At 54.5% G+C, this 21,451-nt stretch carries 19 protein-coding genes; 5 read left to right on the forward strand and 14 right to left on the reverse strand.

Annotated elements, in window-relative coordinates:
* Positions 1 to 112: 112 nt before the first annotated feature.
* Positions 113 to 1,252 carry an RNA ligase RtcB family protein gene (locus KCG39_RS23795; RefSeq protein WP_142467954.1) on the forward strand — a complete coding sequence of 380 codons (1,140 nt, stop codon included), beginning with the start codon at positions 113 to 115 and terminating at the stop codon, positions 1,250 to 1,252.
* A complete protein-coding gene (gene prfH, locus KCG39_RS23800; RefSeq protein WP_123828443.1) occupies positions 1,249 to 1,848 on the forward strand; it encodes a peptide chain release factor H in 600 nt (199 codons plus the stop codon). Before KCG39_RS23795 ends, prfH begins: the two co-directional genes overlap by 4 nt.
* A gap of 56 nt (positions 1,849 to 1,904) precedes the next feature.
* Here the strand turns inward: prfH and pepD are convergent, their stop codons facing one another.
* Positions 1,905 to 3,362, reverse strand: coding sequence for a cytosol nonspecific dipeptidase (gene pepD, locus KCG39_RS23805; protein ID WP_087828263.1), 1,458 nt, complete (start codon positions 3,360 to 3,362; stop codon positions 1,905 to 1,907).
* A gap of 258 nt (positions 3,363 to 3,620) precedes the next feature.
* Between pepD and gpt the strand changes: the two genes are divergently transcribed.
* The 3 genes from gpt (at position 3,621) to crl (ending at position 5,886) form a co-directional block, all read left to right on the forward strand.
* Positions 3,621 to 4,079, forward strand: a complete 459-nt coding sequence (gene gpt, locus KCG39_RS23810) for a xanthine phosphoribosyltransferase (protein ID WP_004129200.1) — start codon at positions 3,621 to 3,623, stop codon at positions 4,077 to 4,079.
* A 106-nt stretch (positions 4,080 to 4,185) separates the two neighbouring features.
* Positions 4,186 to 5,430 carry an esterase FrsA gene (gene frsA / locus KCG39_RS23815; protein WP_004129202.1) on the forward strand — a complete coding sequence of 415 codons (1,245 nt, stop codon included), beginning with the start codon at positions 4,186 to 4,188 and terminating at the stop codon, positions 5,428 to 5,430.
* A gap of 57 nt (positions 5,431 to 5,487) precedes the next feature.
* Positions 5,488 to 5,886 (forward strand): sigma factor-binding protein Crl, encoded by a 399-nt coding sequence (gene crl, locus KCG39_RS23820; RefSeq protein WP_004099188.1) that lies wholly within the window; start codon positions 5,488 to 5,490, stop codon positions 5,884 to 5,886.
* Between the two features lie 77 nt (positions 5,887 to 5,963).
* Here crl and KCG39_RS23825 read toward each other — a convergent pair whose 3' ends face one another.
* The 13 genes from KCG39_RS23825 to gabD all read right to left on the reverse strand — a co-directional run bounded on the left by KCG39_RS23825 (position 5,964) and on the right by gabD (position 21,328).
* The gene (locus KCG39_RS23825) at positions 5,964 to 6,470 is read right to left on the reverse strand and encodes a serine acetyltransferase (protein WP_049114460.1); all 507 of its coding nucleotides are present in this window, start codon (positions 6,468 to 6,470) and stop codon (positions 5,964 to 5,966) included.
* A gap of 2 nt (positions 6,471 to 6,472) precedes the next feature.
* The gene (locus KCG39_RS23830; protein WP_112165907.1) at positions 6,473 to 7,891 is read right to left on the reverse strand and encodes a DUF4832 domain-containing protein; all 1,419 of its coding nucleotides are present in this window, start codon (positions 7,889 to 7,891) and stop codon (positions 6,473 to 6,475) included.
* Between the two features lie 2 nt (positions 7,892 to 7,893).
* Positions 7,894 to 8,304 (reverse strand): hypothetical protein, encoded by a 411-nt coding sequence (locus KCG39_RS23835; RefSeq protein WP_004129207.1) that lies wholly within the window; start codon positions 8,302 to 8,304, stop codon positions 7,894 to 7,896.
* On the reverse strand, positions 8,301 to 9,416 hold the full coding sequence (locus KCG39_RS23840; RefSeq protein ID WP_004129209.1) for a glycosyltransferase family 4 protein: 1,116 nt from the start codon (positions 9,414 to 9,416) through the stop codon (positions 8,301 to 8,303). Before KCG39_RS23840 ends, KCG39_RS23835 begins: the two co-directional genes overlap by 4 nt.
* On the reverse strand, positions 9,413 to 10,627 hold the full coding sequence (locus tag KCG39_RS23845; protein ID WP_142446303.1) for a glycosyltransferase family 4 protein: 1,215 nt from the start codon (positions 10,625 to 10,627) through the stop codon (positions 9,413 to 9,415). The genes KCG39_RS23840 and KCG39_RS23845 overlap by 4 nt, the downstream gene beginning before the upstream one ends.
* Positions 10,608 to 11,633 carry a glycosyltransferase family 2 protein gene (locus KCG39_RS23850; RefSeq protein WP_142446302.1) on the reverse strand — a complete coding sequence of 342 codons (1,026 nt, stop codon included), beginning with the start codon at positions 11,631 to 11,633 and terminating at the stop codon, positions 10,608 to 10,610. Before KCG39_RS23850 ends, KCG39_RS23845 begins: the two co-directional genes overlap by 20 nt.
* Positions 11,626 to 13,008, reverse strand: a complete 1,383-nt coding sequence (locus KCG39_RS23855; RefSeq protein ID WP_087828268.1) for a capsular biosynthesis protein — start codon at positions 13,006 to 13,008, stop codon at positions 11,626 to 11,628. The genes KCG39_RS23850 and KCG39_RS23855 overlap by 8 nt, the downstream gene beginning before the upstream one ends.
* A complete protein-coding gene (locus tag KCG39_RS23860; RefSeq protein ID WP_004129214.1) occupies positions 12,999 to 14,216 on the reverse strand; it encodes a polysaccharide biosynthesis protein in 1,218 nt (405 codons plus the stop codon). The genes KCG39_RS23855 and KCG39_RS23860 overlap by 10 nt, the downstream gene beginning before the upstream one ends.
* A 5-nt stretch (positions 14,217 to 14,221) precedes the next feature.
* The gene (locus tag KCG39_RS23865) at positions 14,222 to 16,309 is read right to left on the reverse strand and encodes a GumC family protein (RefSeq protein WP_142446301.1); all 2,088 of its coding nucleotides are present in this window, start codon (positions 16,307 to 16,309) and stop codon (positions 14,222 to 14,224) included.
* Between the two features lies 1 nt (position 16,310).
* Complete coding sequence (locus KCG39_RS23870; RefSeq protein ID WP_004129216.1) at positions 16,311 to 16,865, reverse strand: polysaccharide biosynthesis/export family protein; 555 nt, start codon at positions 16,863 to 16,865, stop codon at positions 16,311 to 16,313.
* Positions 16,862 to 18,148 (reverse strand): outer membrane beta-barrel protein, encoded by a 1,287-nt coding sequence (locus tag KCG39_RS23875; RefSeq protein WP_049115084.1) that lies wholly within the window; start codon positions 18,146 to 18,148, stop codon positions 16,862 to 16,864. The genes KCG39_RS23870 and KCG39_RS23875 overlap by 4 nt, the downstream gene beginning before the upstream one ends.
* Complete coding sequence (locus KCG39_RS23880) at positions 18,138 to 19,541, reverse strand: undecaprenyl-phosphate glucose phosphotransferase (protein WP_004129221.1); 1,404 nt, start codon at positions 19,539 to 19,541, stop codon at positions 18,138 to 18,140. Before KCG39_RS23880 ends, KCG39_RS23875 begins: the two co-directional genes overlap by 11 nt.
* 338 nt (positions 19,542 to 19,879) lie before the next feature.
* The gene (gabD, locus tag KCG39_RS23885) at positions 19,880 to 21,328 is read right to left on the reverse strand and encodes an NADP-dependent succinate-semialdehyde dehydrogenase (RefSeq protein WP_004129222.1); all 1,449 of its coding nucleotides are present in this window, start codon (positions 21,326 to 21,328) and stop codon (positions 19,880 to 19,882) included.
* Positions 21,329 to 21,451 lie beyond the last annotated feature (123 nt).

Below are 21,451 nucleotides of genomic sequence, written 5' to 3' on the forward strand. Positions count from 1 at the left end.
CCATGAATACAGATTTCCAGAACATACTTTGCAGGCCTTCCCAGGAATAACTCTCTTTTTGCCCTGGTAACGTCTGCCACATCCTTTATTTATTTTTTATATGGATTGGTATATGGGCAATAATGTTCATTATACGTCTGAAGGTATTTCTTATATTAGTTCAGACGATCTGTGGATCGAAGATTTAGCGATCCAGCAATTACACACGACGGCAAAGTTACCTCACATGCAGCGCGTGGTAGGGATGCCTGATTTACATCCCGGGCGCGGCTACCCAATCGGCGCGGCCTTCTTTTCGCTCGGTCATCTCTACCCGGCACTGGTGGGTAACGATATCGGCTGCGGCATGGCGCTATGGCAAACGGATATCCTCGCGCGAAAATATAATGCGGATAGGTTTGAGAAGAAGCTGTCAGCCATGGATGACGCAGCGGAAGAACGCTGGCTGGATGAACATCTGGCGGAGAATCTGCTAACCCATCCCTGGCGCAGCGCGCTGGGCTCTATTGGCGGCGGTAACCACTTCGCTGAACTGCAGCAGGTGGATCGGGTCATCGATCGCCAGCGTCTTCAGCAGGCCGGTCTGGATGCTCAGCATCTGCTGCTGCTGGTGCACAGCGGGTCGCGCGGCCTGGGACAGTCTATCCTGCAACGCCATATCACGGCTTTTTCTCACGATGGTCTGGCGGAAGACAGTGCTGCGGCTCAGGATTACCTGGCGGAACATCAAGATGCGCTGGCTTTTGCCCGCGTGAATCGGCAGCTGATCGCTACCCGCATTCTGCAACAGGTACGAGCTGACGGACAGAATGTGCTGGACGTCGCGCATAACTTTGTCGAGGCCCGTTCTGTTAACGGACGGCAGGGTTGGCTGCATCGCAAAGGGGCGACGCCGGACGACCGCAGCCTGGTGATTATTCCGGGCTCTCGCGGCGACCACAGCTGGCTGGTTCACCCCGTGGTCAGCGAAGAAACGCTGAATTCGCTCGCTCACGGCGCCGGGCGTAAATGGATGCGTACTGATTGCAAAGGGCGCTTATCTGGTAAATACAGTGCGGCACAGCTGGCCCGTACTGAACTGGGAAGCCGGGTGATCTGTCGCGATCGTCAGCTGATCTACGAGGAGGCGCCGCAGGCGTACAAATCTGTGGAAAGCGTATTTAACTGTCTGGTGCAGGCCGGACTGGTTGAACCGATCGCCCGCCTGCGTCCGCTGCTGACGCTCAAAACCAGCGGAGGGAAAGGCGCATGATGTTATTACAACTCTCTTCCGCTCAGGGGCCGGATGAGTGCTGCCTGGCGGTGAAACTCTCGTTGGATCGACTCATAAAAGAAGCGGCAGAGCAGAGGGTTTCCATTACTCTGCTGGAAAGCGAGCCAGGTCGGCATTCTGGCACGCTCCGCTCCGCTCTGCTTTCTCTTGATGGCGACAATGCGTTTGCCTTAAGTGAACGCTGGTGCGGCACGCTGCAATGGATTTTTCCCAGCCCATTCAGGCCGCATCACGGACGTAAAAACTGGTATGTCGGCGTAGGGCGTTTTTCTTGCGATGAACAAAAGCAGTCCGAAGAGATCCGCTTTGAAACGCTGCGCGCTTCCGGACCCGGCGGGCAGCACGTCAATAAGACCGACTCAGCGGTACGCGCCACGCACCTGGCAAGCGGGATTAGCGTCAAGGTGCAGTCGGAACGGAGTCAGCATGCCAATAAAAGGCTGGCGCGCCTGCTGATTGCGTGGAAGCTGGAACAGCAGCGGCAGAATGACGGCGCGGTGTTGAAGTCTGAACGGCGAATGTTCCATCATCAAATTGAACGCGGTAATCCGCTGCGGACGTTTAGCGGGCGTTAATGAGCGAGTCGTTATAAAGAAAAGGCCCACTCTCTGGGGAGTGGGCCTGTGCTGTCTTACTTCGCCGGAATGGATTTCAGCAGCTCGGTCAGCAGCGTCCAGTACTGGCCAACGCTTTCAATGTGAACCTGCTCGTCCGGGGAGTGGGGGCCGGTAATGGTTGGCCCGATAGAAACCATGTCCAGGTCCGGATACGGTTTTTTGAACAGACCGCACTCCAGGCCCGCGTGGATAATCTGGATGTTCGGCGTCTTGTTGAACAGACGCTGATAGGTTTCACGCACCAGATGCATCACCGGCGAGCTGGCGTCCGGCTGCCAGCCTGGATAGGCGCCTTTCGCTTCGGTTTTCGCGCCGGCCAGCTTGCCCAGAGAATCCAGCATGCTGACGACATAATCTTTACCGCTGTCGATCAGGGAGCGAATCAGGCAGTGAATCTGCACGTTATCGCTGGTCATGGTCACCACACCGACGTTCAGCGAGGTTTCTACCACGCCTTTTGCCACATCAGAGTTGCGGATGACGCCGTTCGGCGTGGCGTTAAGCAGGCGTACAAAGGTATCACGAGATTGGGACGTTAGCGCAGGCTGGTCGTTCGCAGCCGATTCCAGCAGTACTGTTAGATTTTTCTCTTTGGCCGCCAGCTCGTTTTTCAGGATCGTCAGGTACTCATTAGCCAGCGCTTTCAACGTATCCGCTTTGTTCGCGGCCACGGCGACTGTGGCGAACGCCTCACGGGGGATAGCGTTGCGCAGGGTGCCGCCGTTGAAATCGACCAGGCGCAGATCCAGCTCTTCAGCATGGCCTGCGAGGAAGCGTGCCAGCAGCTTGTTGGCATTACCTAAACCGACGTGGATCTCGCCGCCGGAGTGGCCGCCTTTGAGTCCTTTAAGGGTCAACTTAAAGCTCTGGAAACCGGCCGGAACGGTTTCACGGGTCAGCGCGAGGTCAGAGGTGAAGTCGATCCCACCGGCGCAGCCCATGTAAATCTCACCTTCTTCTTCGGAGTCGGTGTTGATCAGGATGTCCGCCTGCAGCCAGTTGGCCTGCAGGCCAAACGCGCCGTCCATACCGGCTTCTTCCGTCATGGTCAGCAGCACTTCCAGCGGGCCGTGAACGACGTTATCGTCAGCCAGCACCGCCAGCGCGGAAGCCATGCCGATACCGTTGTCGGCGCCCAGGGTGGTGCCGCGCGCTTTGACCCACTCGCCGTCGATGTACGGCTGAATCGGGTCCTTAGCGAAGTCGTGAACGGTATCGTTGTTTTTCTGCGGCACCATATCAAGGTGCGCCTGCAGCACCACCGGTTTACGGTTTTCCATACCGGCAGTCGCGCCTTTACGAATCAGAATGTTGCCAACCTGGTCGCGTTCCGCGTGTAAGCCTTTTTCTTTTGCCCAGCCCATAATGTGCTCAGCGAGCTGTTCTTCGTGATAGGAGGGGTGAGGAATAGAGCAGATTTTGGCAAAAATATCCCACAGCGGCTGAGGGGATAATTGAGACAGTTCAGACACGATAAGTCTCCTTACAATCACCTGCAAAAGTCGTTTGCAGATCGAGGGGTTAGCAATCAAATACACTACAAGCCCGGGCTTGCGCGATGGGGTTGAGAATACCACTTTCCGTGTACTCTGGTAGTGTAAACCACGTAAAAAGAGTCGCGGTGGCCGCTTAACGCTGGTTTTTAGCGCGTCAGATCTCTATAATCTCGCGCAACCATTTTCCCCCTCGAACATTATTTAAGCCGTATTACACAGGCTGGGACACTTCACATGAGCGAAAAATACGTCGTCACCTGGGACATGTTGCAGATTCACGCCCGCAAGCTGGCAACTCGCCTGCTGCCGGTTGAACAGTGGAAAGGCATTATTGCCGTTAGCCGCGGCGGTCTGGTACCGGGAGCACTACTGGCGCGTGAACTGGGTATTCGTCATGTTGATACCGTTTGCATCTCAAGCTATGACCACGATAATCAGCGTGAACTGACTGTGCTGAAACGTGCGGAAGGCGATGGCGAAGGCTTTATCGTGATCGATGACCTCGTCGACACCGGCGGTACCGCCGTAGCCATCCGCGAAATGTATCCGAAAGCACATTTTGTCACTATCTTCGCAAAACCGGCAGGTCGCCCACTGGTTGATGATTATGTCGTTGATATTCCCCAGGATACCTGGATTGAACAGCCGTGGGATATGGGCGTGGTGTTCGTACCGCCTATCGCAGGCCGTTAATTTCCCGCATAAATGCTAATTACCACGCCCGGTTTTGCCGGGCGTGGTTTTTTTTACCCTTGCGCAGGTTACAATAGCTTCAGTGGCAACATGATGGAGGCTGCACATGTCCCAGGCTAACCTTAGCGAAACGCTGTTTAAACCCCGATTCAAACATCCGGAAACCTCCACGCTGGTGCGTCGGTTTAATACCGGAGCGCAGCAACCGATCCAGTCTGCGCTCAGCGGTAATCACGTTGATCACTGGTATCGATTGATTAACCGTCTGATGTGGATCTGGCGTGGCGTGACGCCGCAGGAAATCCTCGATGTGCAGGCGCGCATCGTCATGAGCGATGCCGAGCGAACCGATCCAGAGCTTTACGATACGGTCGTCGGCTATCGCGGCGGCAACTGGATCTTTGAATGGGCCAAACAGGCGATGGACTGGCAGCAGAAGGCCGGTCAGGAAGAGAATCTTCTGGTAAGCGGTCGTCACTGGCTCCATGCGGCAAACCTTTACAGCATTGCTGCCTATCCGCACATCAAGGGCGATGAGCTGGCGGAACAGGCGCAGGTGCTGGCTTACCGGGCTTATGAAGAAGCCGCCCAGCGCTTGCCCGGCAAGCTGCGAGAGCTGGAGTTCTCCATCCCTGGCGCTGCGCCGATCACCGGTTTCCTGCATATGCCGCCAGGCGATGGGCCGTTCCCGACGGTGCTGATGTGCGGCGGGCTTGACGCGCTACAGACCGATTATTACAACCTGTATGAAAACTATTTTGCGCCGTTGGGTATCGCTATGCTGACCGTGGATATGCCTTCCATCGGTTTTTCCTCAAAATGCAAGCTGACCCAGGATACCAGTCTGCTGCACCAGTATGTGCTGCAGCATCTGGCTAATGTGCCCTGGGTCGATCATACCCGCGTGGCCGCCTTTGGCTTCCGCTTCGGCGCGAACATCGCCGTCCGGCTGGGCTATCTTGAGTCCCAGCGCCTGAAGGCGGTGGCCTGCCTGGGGCCGGTGGTACACGGCCTGTTAGTGGACCCGCTGCATCAGGGGCGGGTGCCGGAGATGTATCTTGATGTTCTGGCTTCGCGGCTGGGGATGCATGACGCTTCCGACGACGCGCTGCGGGTTGAGCTTAACCGCTATTCCCTCAAGGTTCAGGGCCTGCTGGGGCGTCGCTGCCCTACGCCGATGCTCTCCGGTTTCTGGAAGGACGATCCGTTCAGTCCGGAAGAGGAGTCGCGTTTAATCACTTCATCCTCCTCCGACGGCAAGCTGTTGGAGATCCCGTTCAATCCGGTCTACCGTAATTTCGATCACGCTCTGCGGCAGATCGCCCGCTGGATTAGCCATAGATTTAGTTAATATATTGCTAAATTCTATTGATTTGGTAACGTCATAGCATCACTAAAGGAGATCGCAATGACGTTACCGAGTGGACACCTGAAGAGTAAGCTGATTAAGAAATTCACGGCGCTTGGCCCTTACATCCGTGAGGAGCAATGTGAAGACAACCGCTTCTTTTTCGATTGCCTGGCAGTTTGCGTCAACGTAAAACCAGCGCCTGAAAAACGCGAGTTCTGGGGATGGTGGATGGAGATGGAAGCGCAGGCTTCGCGCTTCACCTATAGCTATCAGTTTGGATTGTTCGATAAAGAAGGCGACTGGCGTCCGGTCGCGATTGATGATCCTGAAGTCACTGAAAAGCTCGAAAAGACGCTACGCGATTTTCACCAACGAGCCGAAGCACTATTGGCAACGTTTAACCTTAAGCTGGAGCCCGCCGATGATTTTAGCGAGCCGGTTAAGCTGAGGGCCTAAGTTCCGGCCATTTTTGCCATCCCGCTTTAAAACCCGCTTTTCTATCAGCGTGGGTTTTGTCCCCAGACAAACCTACGCTAATCGCCGTTTAGTACCCGGTATGGCTGACCGACGGCAATCATGCCTGCGGCCAGATCTTTGGTCACCACCGTGCCCGCGCCGACTTTGACATTGTCCCCTAGCGTGACCGCGCCAATCACCACGGCGTGGGCGCCAAATTCCACGTTATCGCCAATTCGCGGGCTAGCGCCTTCCCGGCCCTGACTATCGGTCACGCTGCCAATGGTGACGCCCTGGCGCAGGGTGCAGTTCTGGCCAATGACCGTTCCCCGGTTTATCACGATGCAGTGCGGATGATACAGCTTCAGCCCATAGCCAATGTGCGCTCGCCACGGCAGCTCAATGCAAAATAAACACTCGTTAATCACGATATTGAGAATAACGAAGGGGATCCCGCAGATCTTCCACAGAGGATTACGGCTGCGATAGAGCGTCGCCAGACGATAAAGCAGAACCGCGATTTTCGCTTTGATGCCGCCGCAGGATTTGATCTCCCGGCCGACCTGTCTGATAGCCTCAAACATGGTTATTCCTTAAGGTTAAACGAAGCCAGTGAATACCATCCATCACCGGTTTGACCTTCGTTAGCGAGTTGAATACGCGGTTGCCCCTGCTGATTGGTCAGGGCCGTTTGCAGGCGATATTGACCGTCAGGGAGCCCAGTAGGCAGCGCTAGCGTAGCGCGGCTTTGATGAGCTCCAGGCAACCACTGGCGAACGTCATCCGCCGTTTTGATTTGCGTAATGGTATCGCCCGCCGCATTGACTATCCGCCATTGCACAAGCCAGGGGAGATAGGCCGGGGCGACGCCGTCGTTACGCCAGGTGACATTCAGCGTAAGCGGCATGCCGCTACGTACGGGCGTATCAAATTCCAGCTGGCTCACCCGGTAGCGATAGCCGATGCGTAGTAACGCATTATCAACGATATCGCGATACGCCGCCGGCACCGGCCGCGATTTCAGATTCAGGGTACTGGCGTGTTGCGCTAATGCCCAGTCGAAGCTTGCCTGGACCTCTTCACGAGTGTAATGCTGCACGCTTTCCCACTCTGCCATATAGCCGCAAATCTCGAGGCTCACGGGGGCGTGCTGCCAGCCGTCATTAAAACCGCCCCACGCCGCCTGCGCGGCGGCCAGACGTTGAGGATAGTCATCGCGCATGTGGCTCCAGGATGTGGAAAAGTTATGCCAGTCTCCCCAGCAATCCGCGCGCCATCCGGCGCCTTTTTGGCTGGCCCAGGCCAGCGAGTCGCCGCCGCTGATCAACATGATTTTGGGCGTTTTAGGGAAACTGCTGAAGTGCATATCAACGTAGCGATTGAGCTGCTCAGAGGTGTATTTCTCGCGCAATGGCGCCACGTCAGGGAAATTGGAGTTGTGCCATTCTCCCCACGAACCCACCATACCGATATCGACAAATGCGAGCTCCGGATTACCGTCATAATGCGCGCCGAGGGCATTCAGCAGTTTTTGCGCATAGGCGATAAAGGTTGGATCGCTGAGGTCCGGCACAAAGGTTTTACCGTTTTCGACCCATTGTCCCTGAATGCCTTTTTCAATAAGCCAGGCGGGGATTTTCGAGCCCGATTGCGGTTCATCGAGCGCCATAAAACGCAATCCGACGTTCATCGCCGGCTGATGCTGGGCGGCAACGCTGAAGGCATGATCGATCGGCGCAAAATTATAGACGCCTTCCTCGGGCTCCAGATCGCTCCAGTAAAAGCGATCGTATTCAAACCCGGTGTCCGGATACTCTTGCAGAGAGGGTTTCTGGCCATAACCATCGTGGAAACTGGCCACGCCGATCCCTGGGTTTGTTAACAGACCGGTAAAGGCCGGTGGGGTGATAATCGTGCGTTCAGCCAGTACCGCTGCAGACGGAATGATTCCGGCCAGCAGTAGCGCCAAAAAGAGCGCGGCGCGGCGCGGTGAAAAAGAGCTCATCGTTAATTCACTTTGTCGTGGAGGTTCACAAACCATGTCCAGATACCGACGTGGAAGTTCTTAAACACATCGATTCCCAGCGCGGATTTCAGCATATAGAGCGCCAGTAGCACCGCAAGAATCGCGAACAGCACGGCAAACGTAATCGCCAGAGTGGAAAATAGACGCCCGAGCAGCGTACTTTCCCGCGGGATTTTGCGCAGATCGCGACCGCATAAAAAGACCACGAAATAGCGGCGATGCAGAAAAGGAAAACTGTGGCGAAAATCGATGCGATGGCGGGAAGCCAGGCTCGCTCTCACCAGCGCCTGTTCAATACCGCGCTTTTGCTCCGGCGTTAACGAGGCTTCTGTTTCCGGGTCAAGCGCGGAATAAAAGCGCTCGATGACCAGGTCGGATGTTGATTTTGTCACGGTTGACTCTTATTCGTTAATCGCTGATAGACCTGAGACGTTTTCGCTGCAATGTCCGGCCAGCGGTATTTGGCCATTAACTGGCTGTAATCCGCGGCTTCATCACCGCGCCAGGACTGGAGCTTTTGCGCCAGCGCGGCGACATTGCCCGTCGGAAAATAAACTTCCGCAGGCAGGTCGATCTCCAGGTTGGCGGGGATATCGCTGACGATAACCGGTAAGGACCAGGACATGGCCTCCAGCAGGGCAATAGGCAGCCCTTCATGGTAAGACGGTAGAACAAAAAGCCCGGCCTGTGAGAACAGGGTATGCAGCGGATCGCCGCTAATAAAACCGGTCATGATCGTTCCCGGGGTAGCGGCAGCCTGCTTCTTCAGCCGCTCGCTGTACTCATCAGGATGGTCGGCATCGCCAATCAGCACCAGCGGCAGCGAACAGTTCGAGGCTTTGTAGGCGGCAAGCAGATCGTGCAGCCCTTTTTCTTCGACAAAACGGGCGACGGCGACAATGTATTGCCCGGCTTTCAGCGAATACTGATTCAGCGTGGCCTGTCGCGTTTCTTCGGCGGGAAGCGGCGGTTGGCGCACGCCGTTATAGATCACGTTAGCGTTGGTACGGCCGTGTTTGGTCTTAATGAGCGTATTAATCACTTCCGAGATAACAATAACCTCATTGGCATATTTCACCGCCCATTTCTCACCAAGACGCAGCATCTCTTTCGCCATTTTGCCCCACTTCTGGCGATCGTAGTCCGGGCCGTGGTGGGTAAAAACGACGCGCTTGCCGAGCAGGCGCAGCAGCGGGACCACCAGTCCAGGGCCGACCGCATGAACGTGAACCACATTTGAGCCGTCAAACAGGGTGCTGAAGGCGGCCAGCGTTGAGTGAATAATGGCTTCGAACTTGCGGCTTTTAGGCGCCCACAGGCTTTTTAACCGCACGCCTTTATATTCGCTACGGCGGTAGTCAACGTACGGTGAGCGGGCAATGACGCAGATATCGGCGTGATTCTGTTGATAGATTTCCGGATAGAGATTCTGGCAATGGGTCTCAACGCCGCCCTGTACATTCGGAATACCGCGGGTGCCAAGCACCGTCACTTTGAGCTTCATTTCGCTTCCCCCACGAGCTGCTGATAGAGTTCCTGCAGAACCTGCATATGCTGGGCGAGATCGTATTTATCCTCTAAACGCTGGCGCGCGTTGATGCCCATTTCCCGCGCCTGCTGCGGATTGGCTGCCAGGTTATCCATGATGCGCGCCAGCGCGTCGGCATCCCCGGGTTCCACCAGATAACCATCAATGCCATCGCGGATTTGCTCAGGAATGCCGCCGATATTGCCGCCGACGACGGGGCGACCGAACGCCATCGCCTCCAGTACCGACATCGAGCAGTTTTCATAATATTCGGAAGGGACGATCACCGCCCGCGCGCCGCGAATCAACGCGTTGAGCGCTTCTCCGTGGCGCATATAGCCGAGAAATTCCGGACCGCTAAAGCGGGCGCGCAGGTCGTTGCCGAGAGGGCCATCGCCGACGATTTTCAGCGGCATGGGCTGCTGCATTTTTTGCTGCGCCAGCGCCAGGGTAGCGACGCCTTTCTCACGGCTCAAGCGGCCGATATAGAGGAAATAATCCCCCGCCGTATCGCCCGGGATCGTGGCGCTGGCATCAATACCGTTGACGATCGTCTCGATCCGCGACCGGGGTAATTTACGCAGCAGCGTCTGACGCATAAATTCGCTGGGAGCGATGATGCAATCGAGCATGGCATAATTTTGCGCGAACTTTTGCCAGTAGGCCTCAAGCGACAGCAGCAGGCTTTTAAAGGTGTCGCCCTGCTGGCAACGATGGCGGAAGGCGTTGCTCACCGAACCGGTAAGACAGTCATCGCAGACGTGGCCATCGCGCAGCATGGTGTACGATGGACAAACGATTTTATAATCGTGCGCAGTCAACACCGTTTTACAGCCAAAGCGTTTGGCGACGCCGATTAGCGCCGGCGTCAGCTGGTGGTAAATATTATGAAAGTGCACAATATCCGGGCGTTGCGCCAGCAGCAACGTATTGAGCTTGTTGCAGGCCTCCGCATTGTAGATAAAGTCGATACCCGCTTTGAGCTTGCCTGTCAGCCCGTGGTTTTGATGGTAGTCCACGTTGTGTACGAAGAAGCTTTCCCAGGGCGAGGGTTTATTTTCTGCATGCTGCATGCTGAAGTCGACAACCTGATAGCCCGCTTGCAGCATGGCGTCTCGCTCCTGGAAAAATACGGTTTCCGCTCCGCCCTTAATAAAAAAGAATTTGTTAACGAATAATATTTTCATGTTCTGTCTGGATATGTTTTTGGTTGGAGACGGTCACGGCGGGTTGTTTCATCGGATCGCGAACGGAGTTCATGAGGCCTCGCACCATACCTGCGGAAAATAACGATAAGTTGATAACGCTCTGTACACCGTCCCGCAGCGACTTATTTTTAATCGCCTTCAGGGCGATAAACGCCAGCAGTGGAAGCAGGGCGATAATAATCAAACCGGGATTTAACGACAGCAGGCAAATAATCAATACCAGGATATACAGCGTGAATATCAATTCGTTGCGAACAATCTTAAGCGCGGCAGGGAAATGCTTTTTCCCCCAGCAGTTGCGTAATAGCTCACCGGGCGCCCATAAAAAACCGTTCTTCCAGCGATAGGTCAACATTTTAAATGTCGGCATGGTATAGGAAGCATGGCTAAAATAGGGCGCAGCGAGGCGGTGGAGTTTATAGCCCGCGGCCTGCAAGCGGATCCCCAATTCGGCTTCTTCATAGCCATGGAGATTAAGGTTAGTCAGATAGCCAATTTTCTCGATTGCCGAGCGGCGATAGAGTCCGCCGCCGCCAAGGTGGTCGGTATCCCCCTGCGGGTAAATAAGATGCAGGCGCTGCTTGCGCGATTTAAACTCATAGTTAGCGGCATCATCCATCTCGACGCTGCCCGCCACGCCAGCGTATTCGGGATGTTCTTCGAGAAAGGCGACGGCGGTGTCGAGAAAACCTGGCTCCAGCTCCATATCGCCGTCCAGCAGCAGCAGATAGTCCCCTTCGCTGAATAACCAGCCCAGCTGGTGGCCTACGCCGCAGCAGCGATCTTTCGCATTATCAAGGCAGACCACCATCGCATCTTTGGCGATGGCCAGCTCCCGTGTATTGTCGGTGGAGAGGCTATCGGCGACGATAATTTGATGCGGATAAGGCTGCAATTGCTTGCGGACGCTGTCGATCGTTTTTTCAATCCCCTGCGCTTCGTTGAGGGTTTTAATGCTGACGGTAATTGATGGCGTTTTATTCATATTGGGTACCGGAGTTCAGACGAACGGAACGATGAATGACAATGAGCGCCCCGAGGGCCAGCCATAATAAAAACTGTAGCATGGGAATGATCATCAGGATCTGACTGTAGGGAAGGCTGAGTAAACAGCCGATGGCAAAGACGTAAAACGCAGGCGCGGAGCTGAGCAGCTGTAAATCTTCATGTTTAAGATCGTAGCGGGAAAAGGTCTCTTTGGGCCGCATGCCGATAAGAATAGAAGCAATCATGGCGATAAATAAGATCACGCCGATAATACCCACTTCCCACAGCATCATGCTTAGCGCGGTGGAGTCGAGTATCAGATGATACCAGGCGCCGATATAGCCTGGAGAGACCGTACTGCCGCTGTTGGTCGCGTTCAGGCCGTAGCCAAATAGCATTCCGCCGGGGCCAAAAAGTTCGTTATGCTTAAGCCAGAAGAAAATAGTAGTAAACCGGCCGAGCTCGCCGCTTTCCATAATGTAGTTAGTATCAAAAATATAACCGAGAGAATCGATAAATACCGAGAGCGCGCTTTTGGTCGGATCCCCGCCGAAGGCCGACGAGTAGTTGGAGGCGAGAATGGTGATAGCGGCAAAAATTAACACCACCATTCCGGCGGCGATTATCATCAACGAGCGCAGGGTGACTTTGCTGATGCCGCTGACGTAAGCGGGCATGATCCACAGCAGCGCCAGTAAGAACGGCGACAGCAGAATCACGAATTTTACCTCGCCGACCACGCAGAGGAAAAAGGCCAGCACGATATGCGCCGCCATCGACTTGAACGAGCAAATACCGTGCTTAAATTCGGACACCTTCAACAGCATAATCAGCAGGCAGAACATCCCCATGGCCGCGGTATTGCCGCCGCCCATCGGGTCGCCGCCAAACGTGCCGACCACCGAATCCCATTTTTCATCCTCACCGCGCAGGGCGACGCGTTTTGGCACCACCACCAGCACCTGATAGATAGCCAGCGGAAACTGGACGTAGAACAGCCAGTAAAAAAGCTGAGTCAGGCGATGCAGCTGCGACTCGCGAAACATACCAAGCAGCATGCAAAACATCACCAGCGACAAGGCCAGTTCGTTTTTAAAACCGACGATGGCGGTGACGATACCGGATTGTAAAACGGTGGCGCAGAGGCTGAGGATAATAAAGGTCAGATACAGCGCTAGCACCACCTTCTCGCGCGAGCTGAGCGCCAAAGGCTGCTGCCGGCTTTGCATCATCAACAAAACCACCATGACCAGCACCATGAAAAACGGAAGCCATAATACGGCGACAACGCCGGTGAAATACTGCACCGTGCCGCAGAAGACGATGGTCGTCAGCGCGAATATTTCCAGATAGCGACCGGTGTTTAGCTGCATATTTTCTGCTCCTGCCGGGAGAGCTGCAGCGCCCGCTTATTCATTTTCAACAGAATGAACAGATAGCGAATGCTGGTAAGAACAGAGAAAGTCAGCAGGGCAATTTCATAGCTTTGGCCCAATTCAGGTAGAGCGATAAAAGCGACGATAATGATCAGCAACTGCTCTATCTGAATGCGTAAAAAATAGCGTTTAGAACCAAAGATAAGCTCGATAACGGTCAGCGGACTGACGGCCAGGGCGGCGAACAGATAAGGCAGCATATAGCGTGAGGTCGGGATCGAATTGAGCCACTCCTGGCTGAAACCCAGGCGCATGACCAGTGGATAGAAAATCCAGATCCCAAGGATACAGATCAGCGCCGCGGCCATCAGCAGCAGGCGAATTTTTTTGTATTCCGCATAGTTAAAGGTGTTGTTACGAAAATCCATCGACCATTTTGAAAAGATGGAATTGCGCACCGCGTTACCGACAATCATCACCGGTGATAAGCAGAAGCGGCTCACCACCGAGAAATAACCCGCGACCAGCGGTGAAAACCAGACGTTAATCAACATTGTCGGCAGATTGTTGCTGGCCATCGCCAGCACTTCCGCACTACCGACGCGGCTGAGATGCTGCCAGTGCTGGCGCGCGAAAAGACCGTTCGCCCGCGGTGAAAAGTGTGCCGGTGTCAGGGTGCTGAAGCGAAACAAGCGCAGCAGGCAGAGGCTGAGCAGCAGCAAAATGCCCACCATCCAGGCAATATAGAACAGCGTGGTATTCGGCATCGCCAGCAGGGCTATTGCCACCACCAGCGATACGGCGATGCGCTGAAAGGTGAGGAACGGATAGTTACCGCCGCGCAGCGAGAGGTTCTCGGCGATCAAAACCAGTGCATAGCCGAAGGTGAGCAGATAGAGAAACACAATATTGAGATGGAACATCAGTCCCGTGACCACTGCCCAGGGGAGCGCCAGGAGCAGGCTTTGCAGCAGGCAAAATACCACGTTCTGCCCCAGTTCATGCTCTTCCTGGCGCGGGATCAGCAGCTGCGACGCAAAAGTGCAAACCTGAGCGCCAATCAGCACGTTGCTGTAGATCATCGCGTAGTGCCCGACTTCCGCCATGCCGTAGCGATGGGAAATCAGCCATACAGAGAAGGCGCCGATCGCCTGCGAGAGGACCGAGGAGCTGGCGATTGAAGAAATACTCTTAATTAAGTTCATAATCGCTACTTCGGTGAAATCAGTTCGCCCATGCCGCGCTCGGGCAGGCGTTTGCCCTCCTGCGTCTCCAGGTTCTCTTCTTGCACCCGGTTAAGCATGGTGGCGACAGGGGTTGGCGCGGCGGCTTGCAGACGATTTTGCGCATCGCGGATGCGCGACGCCTGCTCGCCAGCGTTGACCACCAGCAGGCTGATATCGACGTGCGGCGCCAGCAGCAGGGCGTCCTGGGCCAGCCCGAGCGATGGCGCATCAATGATCAGATAATCGTAGGTCTGCCGCAGCGTGGTCAGCAGCGCCGGGAGCTGTTGCGAGGTGAACAGCAGCAGCGTCGAGTCGTTCAGTTCGCCGCGCGGCATAAAATCAAGATTGTCGGCCAGAGAGACGACCGCCTGCGACGTGGCGCAGCGGTCATCAAGACACACGCTGAACCCTGTTTTATGCTGAGGATAGCGCGCGGAGAGCCCTGCGCTTGCGAGATAATCTATATCGATAAGTAAGGTTTTGCCTGACTTAGCGGCGGACCACGCCAGCATTTCGGCAATCAGGCTGCTGCCGGCATGGGCCTGTGCCGAGGTCACCAGTATCGTCCCGCTATGATTATTCTGGCCGAGCAGCGCCAGGCGCAGGCTGTGGAGCATATCGGCATACAGCAGGTTCTGGAACGTCAGCTGCGCGCTGTTCACCTGAGGTAATAGCGGAAACTCACCGCTGCCATCAAGGCCCGTTTTGGCTTTGAGTTCGCTGATGCTGTTCACCGTTTTATCGAGCGCGGTGCTGACTATCAGGTACATGATGTACAGTGCGAGCGCCATCAGGGTAGCCATCACGATAAGCAGACCGCGCTGCGGTTTAGAGGGAAGATTTGGCGGCACGGCGGCATCGTAGATCACTTCATCAGGAACCGAAAAGCTCTCGGAGAGCTTCTGCTCATTCGCCCGCTGATACAGCGATTTATACAGCTCTTCAGTTTTGTTCAGCGCGGTCATCATGGTGTTGTATTTGTCGCGCTTGGCGCCCAGCGCCTGAAAGCCGGCTTTCTGGTCGTTGAGCATCTTCTGATAGTGCTGCTCATCGTCCAGCGCAATCTGATACTGCTGGCGTAAGCCGTTAAGCAGTTCCCCCAACACCTGGCCTATCTGCCCGTTCACGACCTGCAGTTGGGCCTGAGCCTGAAGATATTTCGGATGCTTAGGGCCATAGTGTTTCGCCGCTTCCGATAGGTTACGCCGGGTCTGGATTAGCGCGATGCGCAAATCCTGAATCTGCGGATGGCCGGAAATTTCCGGCAGTGAGATGATCGCTTCCGGCGGTTTCCCCTGCTGACGGCGCACTTTGTCCCATACCGTTTGCGCTTTCAGACGGCGCTGGGTGGCGTCGGCAAGATGGTTAATCACGATGCCCAACTGCTCGGTCTCGTAGCCATCCATGCTGCGGAAGGTCAGCAGGCCATTCTTTTTAAGAAAATCATCGATGTCGGCTTTCTGGCGATCGAGCTTATTGCGCAGATCGTCCATCATTTTTTCGTTCCAGCCCTGGGCCTGGAGCAGGATTTTCTGCTTCTGCGCCAGGCTGTAATCGATAAACGCCTGCGCCACGCCGTTGGCGATATCGGCGGCTTTTTGCGGCGATTTTGCCTCCATCGAAACGGAAACCAACTGCGTGGTGCGCACGCCGGAGATGGTCAGGTTTTTTTGCAGGGCGCGCACGGCATTATTGACGCGCGCGGCCTCATCAAGCTTATCCCCGCCGTTAAATTCCGGGTCCTGATCCAGCTTTAGCGCTTTTACCGCGGCTTCCAGTACCACGCGGGAGCCCATCAGCGCGTATTTGGTTTCATAGTAATCGCTGCGGGTGGAATCGTAGTTTTCCAGCCGCGGCAGGGGAGTGACGTCCTGCGACTGCGCTTTAAACAGCACCGTCGCGGTTGCGGTATAGCTGGATGACATAAAGCGCGTCAGGATCCACGACGCCGCTGCCGCCACCACGACCACCACCAGGCACCAGATCAGCTTGTGCTTAATTTTGTTGAAGTAAGGCGTGAAGTCGATAAAGCCTTCTTTCTTTTTTCCATTTTCAACTAATGAAATAGCCATATCAGAAGAAACTCATGCCAATGATGATGGTATCTCCAGCCTGTACGGAGGAGTCGGCGGCGACGTTTTCCAGCAGTTTACCGCTGCGAAACTGACGAATGCGGATGTCATGGCGATCGGCGCGATCGGTAAATCCACCGGCCAGCGCAATGGCTTTTTCAGCGGTTAAGCCCGGTTCCCAGGCGTAACCGTCCGGTTTTTTGACTTCGCCTAACAGATAAATTTTACGGTATTCGGCAATGCTCACGGTCACCATGGGCGCCTGTAGATAGTTACCGCGCAGCTTATCGGCAATTTCGTTGCCGACCTGTTCCGGCGTTTTTCCTTTCAGCATCAGGGAGCCTATATAAGGATAATCAACGCTGCCGCTATTATCGATTTTTACGCGCATAGTGAGATCCTGCTCGCCGGAAACCGCGATATTGATCTCATCCCCCTGGTCCAGATGATAAACGGCATCCGGCGGCGTTCGGATCGTCTGCGGCGGCGCTGAACAGCCCGCCAGCCATAGCGCCAGAAGAGAAACCATCACCCGTTTTCCATAGTTAAGGATCATATTTGTACCTGCGTCATAAAAATAACGGCCGAGTCGTTGTAGCCCAGCGTGCGCTCGACCTCATGGTCATAATCCGGGCCAATATAAAAGGCATCTTTTTCTTTATTAGAATGCATCGTGTTCCATTGCAGCTTCAGCTGAAAATTAACGGATGGACGGTAGTCGTAGTTGAAGGTGAGCGACACGAGATTTGATTGATCTTTGCGTCCGTTGGTCTGGTGTTTGTAATCCTCTGTAATATAAGAGTAATCAACCAGAGTGGAGAATCTGTCGACCAGCCAATGGTGCTCATATCCCACACCGAAATTTGATACCAGAATATAGCCGCCGGAGTCGGTGGGATCTTTTATTCGTTGTGAACTGTGTAAGTTGAGCTTTATCTGTTCAAGCGGTTTCCAGTCGGCGTTAATATCCCAGTTCAGGCCGTTGAACCCCTGTGAGTCGGGGTTATGGATGAAATCTTTATATAGCCAGGCGACGTTGCCGTTGATCTCGGTCTTGCCGGAAAGGCGATTTTTCATGCCGACCAGCAGATAATATTCATTACTGTCTTTTAACGGGTTGAGCTCATAGCGACGCTGGTTGGTAATAAAACTGTAGCGATAGCGCAGCGTTTTGGCTTTTTGATCAAAAAGTTCGGCGACCAGGCTGTTTTCATGCCACTCCTGATCGTGCATGTAGTAATGAAAGTCGGCGCTGGCGTCCTCAATGCTGTCGAGATTGCGAAAGCGCAGCTGCTTATGCATTAGCGCAACTTCTGCTTTGCCGCGCCCTTCCGGGGCGCCGTAGCTATAACGCAATTCGCTGTTAAAGAAGCGCGTGGCGATAGGCTGATTAATGCCAAATTCTTTAAACTGCTCGGGGAGAAAACCCTCGGTGGTATCGCGGCCGCGCTCTTCATGGCCGAACGTTTCATCGAGATCCAACGACAGCCCGTGCATGCTGCCGAAGCGCCACTTGCCGTTAAACATAAAAAAATGGTTGTCGCGGTTATCTGCGCTATCGCTGGCGTAGCGGCGGTAATCGCCGGAGTACATCAGTAAATAGCGGTCCTCGTAGCGCTCGCCGATGGCTTTAAAAATCGGCTTAACACCTTGATAAGCTGAGCCGATTTCATTCCCGCCGTAGCGTTGCCAGGTCACGTTGTCATTGTAACCGACGTCATAACCCACCTGGCTCTCGAAATCGATGCCAGCCACACCGGTATGGGGTTTTGCCTGCAGGTCAGCCCATGCGTAAGGCATCGCCAGCAAACCTGCGAGAAAAGTGAGTTCAGAACGCATTCTTCCCCACAAATCCGCGGAAAAACGTTAAAAACACAATCTTGATGTCCAGCAGCAGCGACCACGACTGAATATATTCCAGATCGTACTGAATGCGTTTTTCCATTTTATCAATCGTGTCGGTTTCGCCGCGAAAACCGTGTATTTGCGCCAGCCCGGTAATGCCGGGCTTCACTTTATGGCGGATCATGTAATTTTCCACCAGCACGCGATACTGCTCATTATGCGCGACCGCGTGAGGGCGTGGACCCACAATCGACATGGTTCCCTGCAGCACGTTAAAAAACTGCGGCAGTTCATCAAGCGAGGTTTTTCGTAAAAAGGCGCCGAAGCGGGTAATGCGCGGATCGTTACGCGTCGCCTGGGTCACTACCGCGCTGTTTTCCATCACGCGCATGGTTCTGAACTTCCAGACGGGGATCTGTTTACCGTTCAGGCCGTAACGGTTTTGTTTAAACAGCACCGGGCCCGGCGAAGTTAGCTTAATGCCGATCGCCACCGCCAGCATGACCGGCAGGCTGACCAGGGTAAAAAAAGCGCCAAGCACGATATCTTCAATACGCTTGAGTACCGCGCCTTCACCTTCGAAAGGCGATGTAAAAATGCTGATTGTCTGAATATTGCCGAACATCCGCAGCTGAGAAATATGTGAGCTGTAGGAAAAGAGGTCCGGCACCAGGAATACGTCCACGGTGGTGTCGGAAAATTCATTCAAGAACTGGCGAATACGCTGCTGGGCGACCATCGGCAGGGCAATATAGACTTCATCGATTTCTCCGGCTTTCGCCAGCGCCAGCAGGTCTCGTGAGTTGCCTTTTTTCTCAATGCTTAGCAGGCGACTGTCGCGCTGAACGGCGCGATCCTCAAAGAAGGTTATATCAATCCCGTCGTGGGTATACTCCTTAAACAGCGCCTGCTCGATGGCCAGCCCGGCTGGCGTTATGCCTAAAATAGCTACCTTGAGTCTGGATTTGAAAAAATAGCGGCTGGTGATAACGCGAATAAGAAACATGCTAATAAATATGGCCATCGAACACAGCACAATAATTTCAGCTAAGCGCACCGCGTTTGTGCTGGCGTGATTGTTCAACAATAGTTCGGCGCTTACGAATAATAAAAATGATAACAAGCCGCTTATACTGACGCTGAAAAACAATTTAGTTAATTTTTTTAAATATTGTCCCTTGAACTGACCGGAATATAACTGAAAGTGTTCATTAGCCCGGATAAAAATCAGCGAATATATGATTCCCAGGAACAGAGAGGCCGTTGAGGGTTCGACGAAAAAGTATTTTAAATAAGCGAAAATGAACAGGTTGACGGCAAAAAAATCCAGTAACTTCATCAGCTTACTATAGCGGGCGTTGTAAATTTTAATGGTGCTATCCGTCATCTTTTTGCTCGTTTTATAGTCAATAAAATGATGTCCTGTCCTTCTCTAGAGCTGCATTTATGTCTATGAATCTATTCAAAAATTAAGCTTTAGCTTGGCGTTGATTATTGTAGCCTACGATTAATCTTATGTCGAACATGCCCCGGACTGAGGGGAGATAACTTTTCCTTCCGGGCAATAATACTTTTATCATGATCTTAAGCATAAAGAAGGACGATTACGGTTAAATAGGGGGAGACCCGGGTGGCAAACTAACGGCCGTCATGGCAACATTTCCCTGCCGATCCGTACTCGAGCGTTAAAAAATCCGCGCCAGCGGAGACTGGCGCGTTTATCGGCTAAAGACCAATACACATATATTTGATTTCTAAGTAATCCTCAATGCCATACTTCGAACCTTCGCGGCCGAGACCGGAAGATTTCACGCCGCCGAACGGGGCGACCTCGGTAGAGATAAGGCCGGTGTTAATCCCGATAATGCCGTACTCCAGCGCCTCGCCGACGCGAAAAACGCGGCTCAGATCGCGGGCGTAGAAATAGGCCGCGAGGCCGAACTCGGTGTCGTTGGCCTGAGCGATGACATCCGCTTCATCTTTAAAGCGGAATAGCGGGGCGAGGGGGCCAAAGGTCTCTTCTTTCGCCACTTTGGCGTCGCCGGGGACATCCACCAGAATCGTTGGCTGAAAGAAATTACCGCCCAGCTCATGGACTTTCCCGCCGGTTACTACCCGCGCGCCTTTGCCCAGCGCATCGGCGATATGCTCCTGCACTTTAGCGATCGCTTTCTCGTCAATCAGCGGCCCGATAGTGACATTCGGCTGTAGACCATCGCCAATTTGCAGCTTACTGACCGCCTGCTGAAGCTTTTCGGCGAAGCGATCGTAAACCCCATCCTGGACGTACAGGCGATTGGCGCAGACGCAGGTCTGTCCGGCATTACGAAACTTGGAGGCCAACGCGCCTTCGACGGCCTTATCCAGATCGGCGTCGTCAAAAACGATAAACGGCGCGTTGCCGCCGAGCTCCAGCGAGACCTTCTTGATATCTTTCGCGCACTGTTCCATCAGCTGGCGGCCAATTTCCGTCGAGCCGGTAAAGGAGAGTTTGCGCACTAACGGGTTGCCGGTGAGCTCACCGCCGACCTCGCTGGCCGAACCGGTAACGACGTTAAATACCCCTTCGGGGATCCCGGCGCGGTTGGCGAGCTCCGCCAGCGCCAGCGCGGAGAACGGGGTCTGGCTGGCGGGCTTGAGCACCATCGTGCAGCCAGCGGCCAGCGCCGGGCCCGCCTTGCGGGTGATCATCGCCGAGGGGAAATTCCACGGGGTGATAGCGGCGGTCACGCCGATCGGCTGCTTAATCACCAGCAGCCGCTTATCAGCCTGATGGCCGGGAATGGTGTCGCCGTAGATGCGTTTGCCCTCTTCCGCGAACCACTCGATAAAGGAGGCGGCGTAGCTGATTTCACCTTTTGCTTCCGCCAGCGGTTTCCCCTGTTCCAGCGTCATCAGGCGCGCCAAATCGTCCTGATGTTCCATCATCAGCTCAAACCAGCGGCGCAGGATGCTGGAGCGTTCTTTGGCGGTAAGGGCGCGCCATGCGGGCAGCGCGCGGGCGGCGGCATCGATAGCCTCATGGGTTTCCCCGGCGCCCATTTTGGGCACGCTGCCCAGCTGCTGGCCGTTGGCGGGGTTCGTGACCACAAGGGTCTCTTTGCTGCTGGCGTCGCGCCAACGTCCATTAATCATTGCCTGCTGGCGAAAAAGGGTAGGGTCGTTAAGTTGCATGGTTGCGTCCTGTCTTAATCTGTTTTAGCAGTGAATGCGTCCGGCTCGGCGGGGGCTGCCATCGATTGATACTCCCGGCAGACCCAGCGGCGTCAAACATCTGTCCCTGCTTAGTGTAGTCGA

The sequence above is a fragment of the Klebsiella pasteurii genome, assembly GCF_018139045.1.
In the GTDB taxonomy this organism is placed as follows: Bacteria; Pseudomonadota; Gammaproteobacteria; order Enterobacterales; family Enterobacteriaceae; genus Klebsiella; species Klebsiella grimontii.

Coding starts and splice junctions, on each gene's coding strand:
- KCG39_RS23795 (WP_142467954.1), top strand. CDS start 113: ATGGGCAATAATGTTCATTATACGTCTGAAGGTATTTCTTATATTAGT.
- prfH (WP_123828443.1), top strand. CDS start 1,249: ATGATGTTATTACAACTCTCTTCCGCTCAGGGGCCGGATGAGTGCTGC.
- gpt (WP_004129200.1), top strand. CDS start 3,621: ATGAGCGAAAAATACGTCGTCACCTGGGACATGTTGCAGATTCACGCC.
- frsA (WP_004129202.1), top strand. CDS start 4,186: ATGTCCCAGGCTAACCTTAGCGAAACGCTGTTTAAACCCCGATTCAAA.
- crl (WP_004099188.1), top strand. CDS start 5,488: ATGACGTTACCGAGTGGACACCTGAAGAGTAAGCTGATTAAGAAATTC.
- KCG39_RS23825 (WP_049114460.1), bottom strand. CDS start 6,470: ATGTTTGAGGCTATCAGACAGGTCGGCCGGGAGATCAAATCCTGCGGC.
- KCG39_RS23830 (WP_112165907.1), bottom strand. CDS start 7,891: ATGAGCTCTTTTTCACCGCGCCGCGCCGCGCTCTTTTTGGCGCTACTG.
- KCG39_RS23840 (WP_004129209.1), bottom strand. CDS start 9,416: ATGAAGCTCAAAGTGACGGTGCTTGGCACCCGCGGTATTCCGAATGTA.
- KCG39_RS23845 (WP_142446303.1), bottom strand. CDS start 10,627: ATGAAAATATTATTCGTTAACAAATTCTTTTTTATTAAGGGCGGAGCG.
- KCG39_RS23850 (WP_142446302.1), bottom strand. CDS start 11,633: ATGAATAAAACGCCATCAATTACCGTCAGCATTAAAACCCTCAACGAA.
- KCG39_RS23855 (WP_087828268.1), bottom strand. CDS start 13,008: ATGCAGCTAAACACCGGTCGCTATCTGGAAATATTCGCGCTGACGACC.
- KCG39_RS23860 (WP_004129214.1), bottom strand. CDS start 14,216: ATGAACTTAATTAAGAGTATTTCTTCAATCGCCAGCTCCTCGGTCCTC.
- KCG39_RS23865 (WP_142446301.1), bottom strand. CDS start 16,309: ATGGCTATTTCATTAGTTGAAAATGGAAAAAAGAAAGAAGGCTTTATC.
- KCG39_RS23870 (WP_004129216.1), bottom strand. CDS start 16,865: ATGATCCTTAACTATGGAAAACGGGTGATGGTTTCTCTTCTGGCGCTA.
- KCG39_RS23875 (WP_049115084.1), bottom strand. CDS start 18,148: ATGCGTTCTGAACTCACTTTTCTCGCAGGTTTGCTGGCGATGCCTTAC.
- KCG39_RS23880 (WP_004129221.1), bottom strand. CDS start 19,541: ATGACGGATAGCACCATTAAAATTTACAACGCCCGCTATAGTAAGCTG.
- gabD (WP_004129222.1), bottom strand. CDS start 21,328: ATGCAACTTAACGACCCTACCCTTTTTCGCCAGCAGGCAATGATTAAT.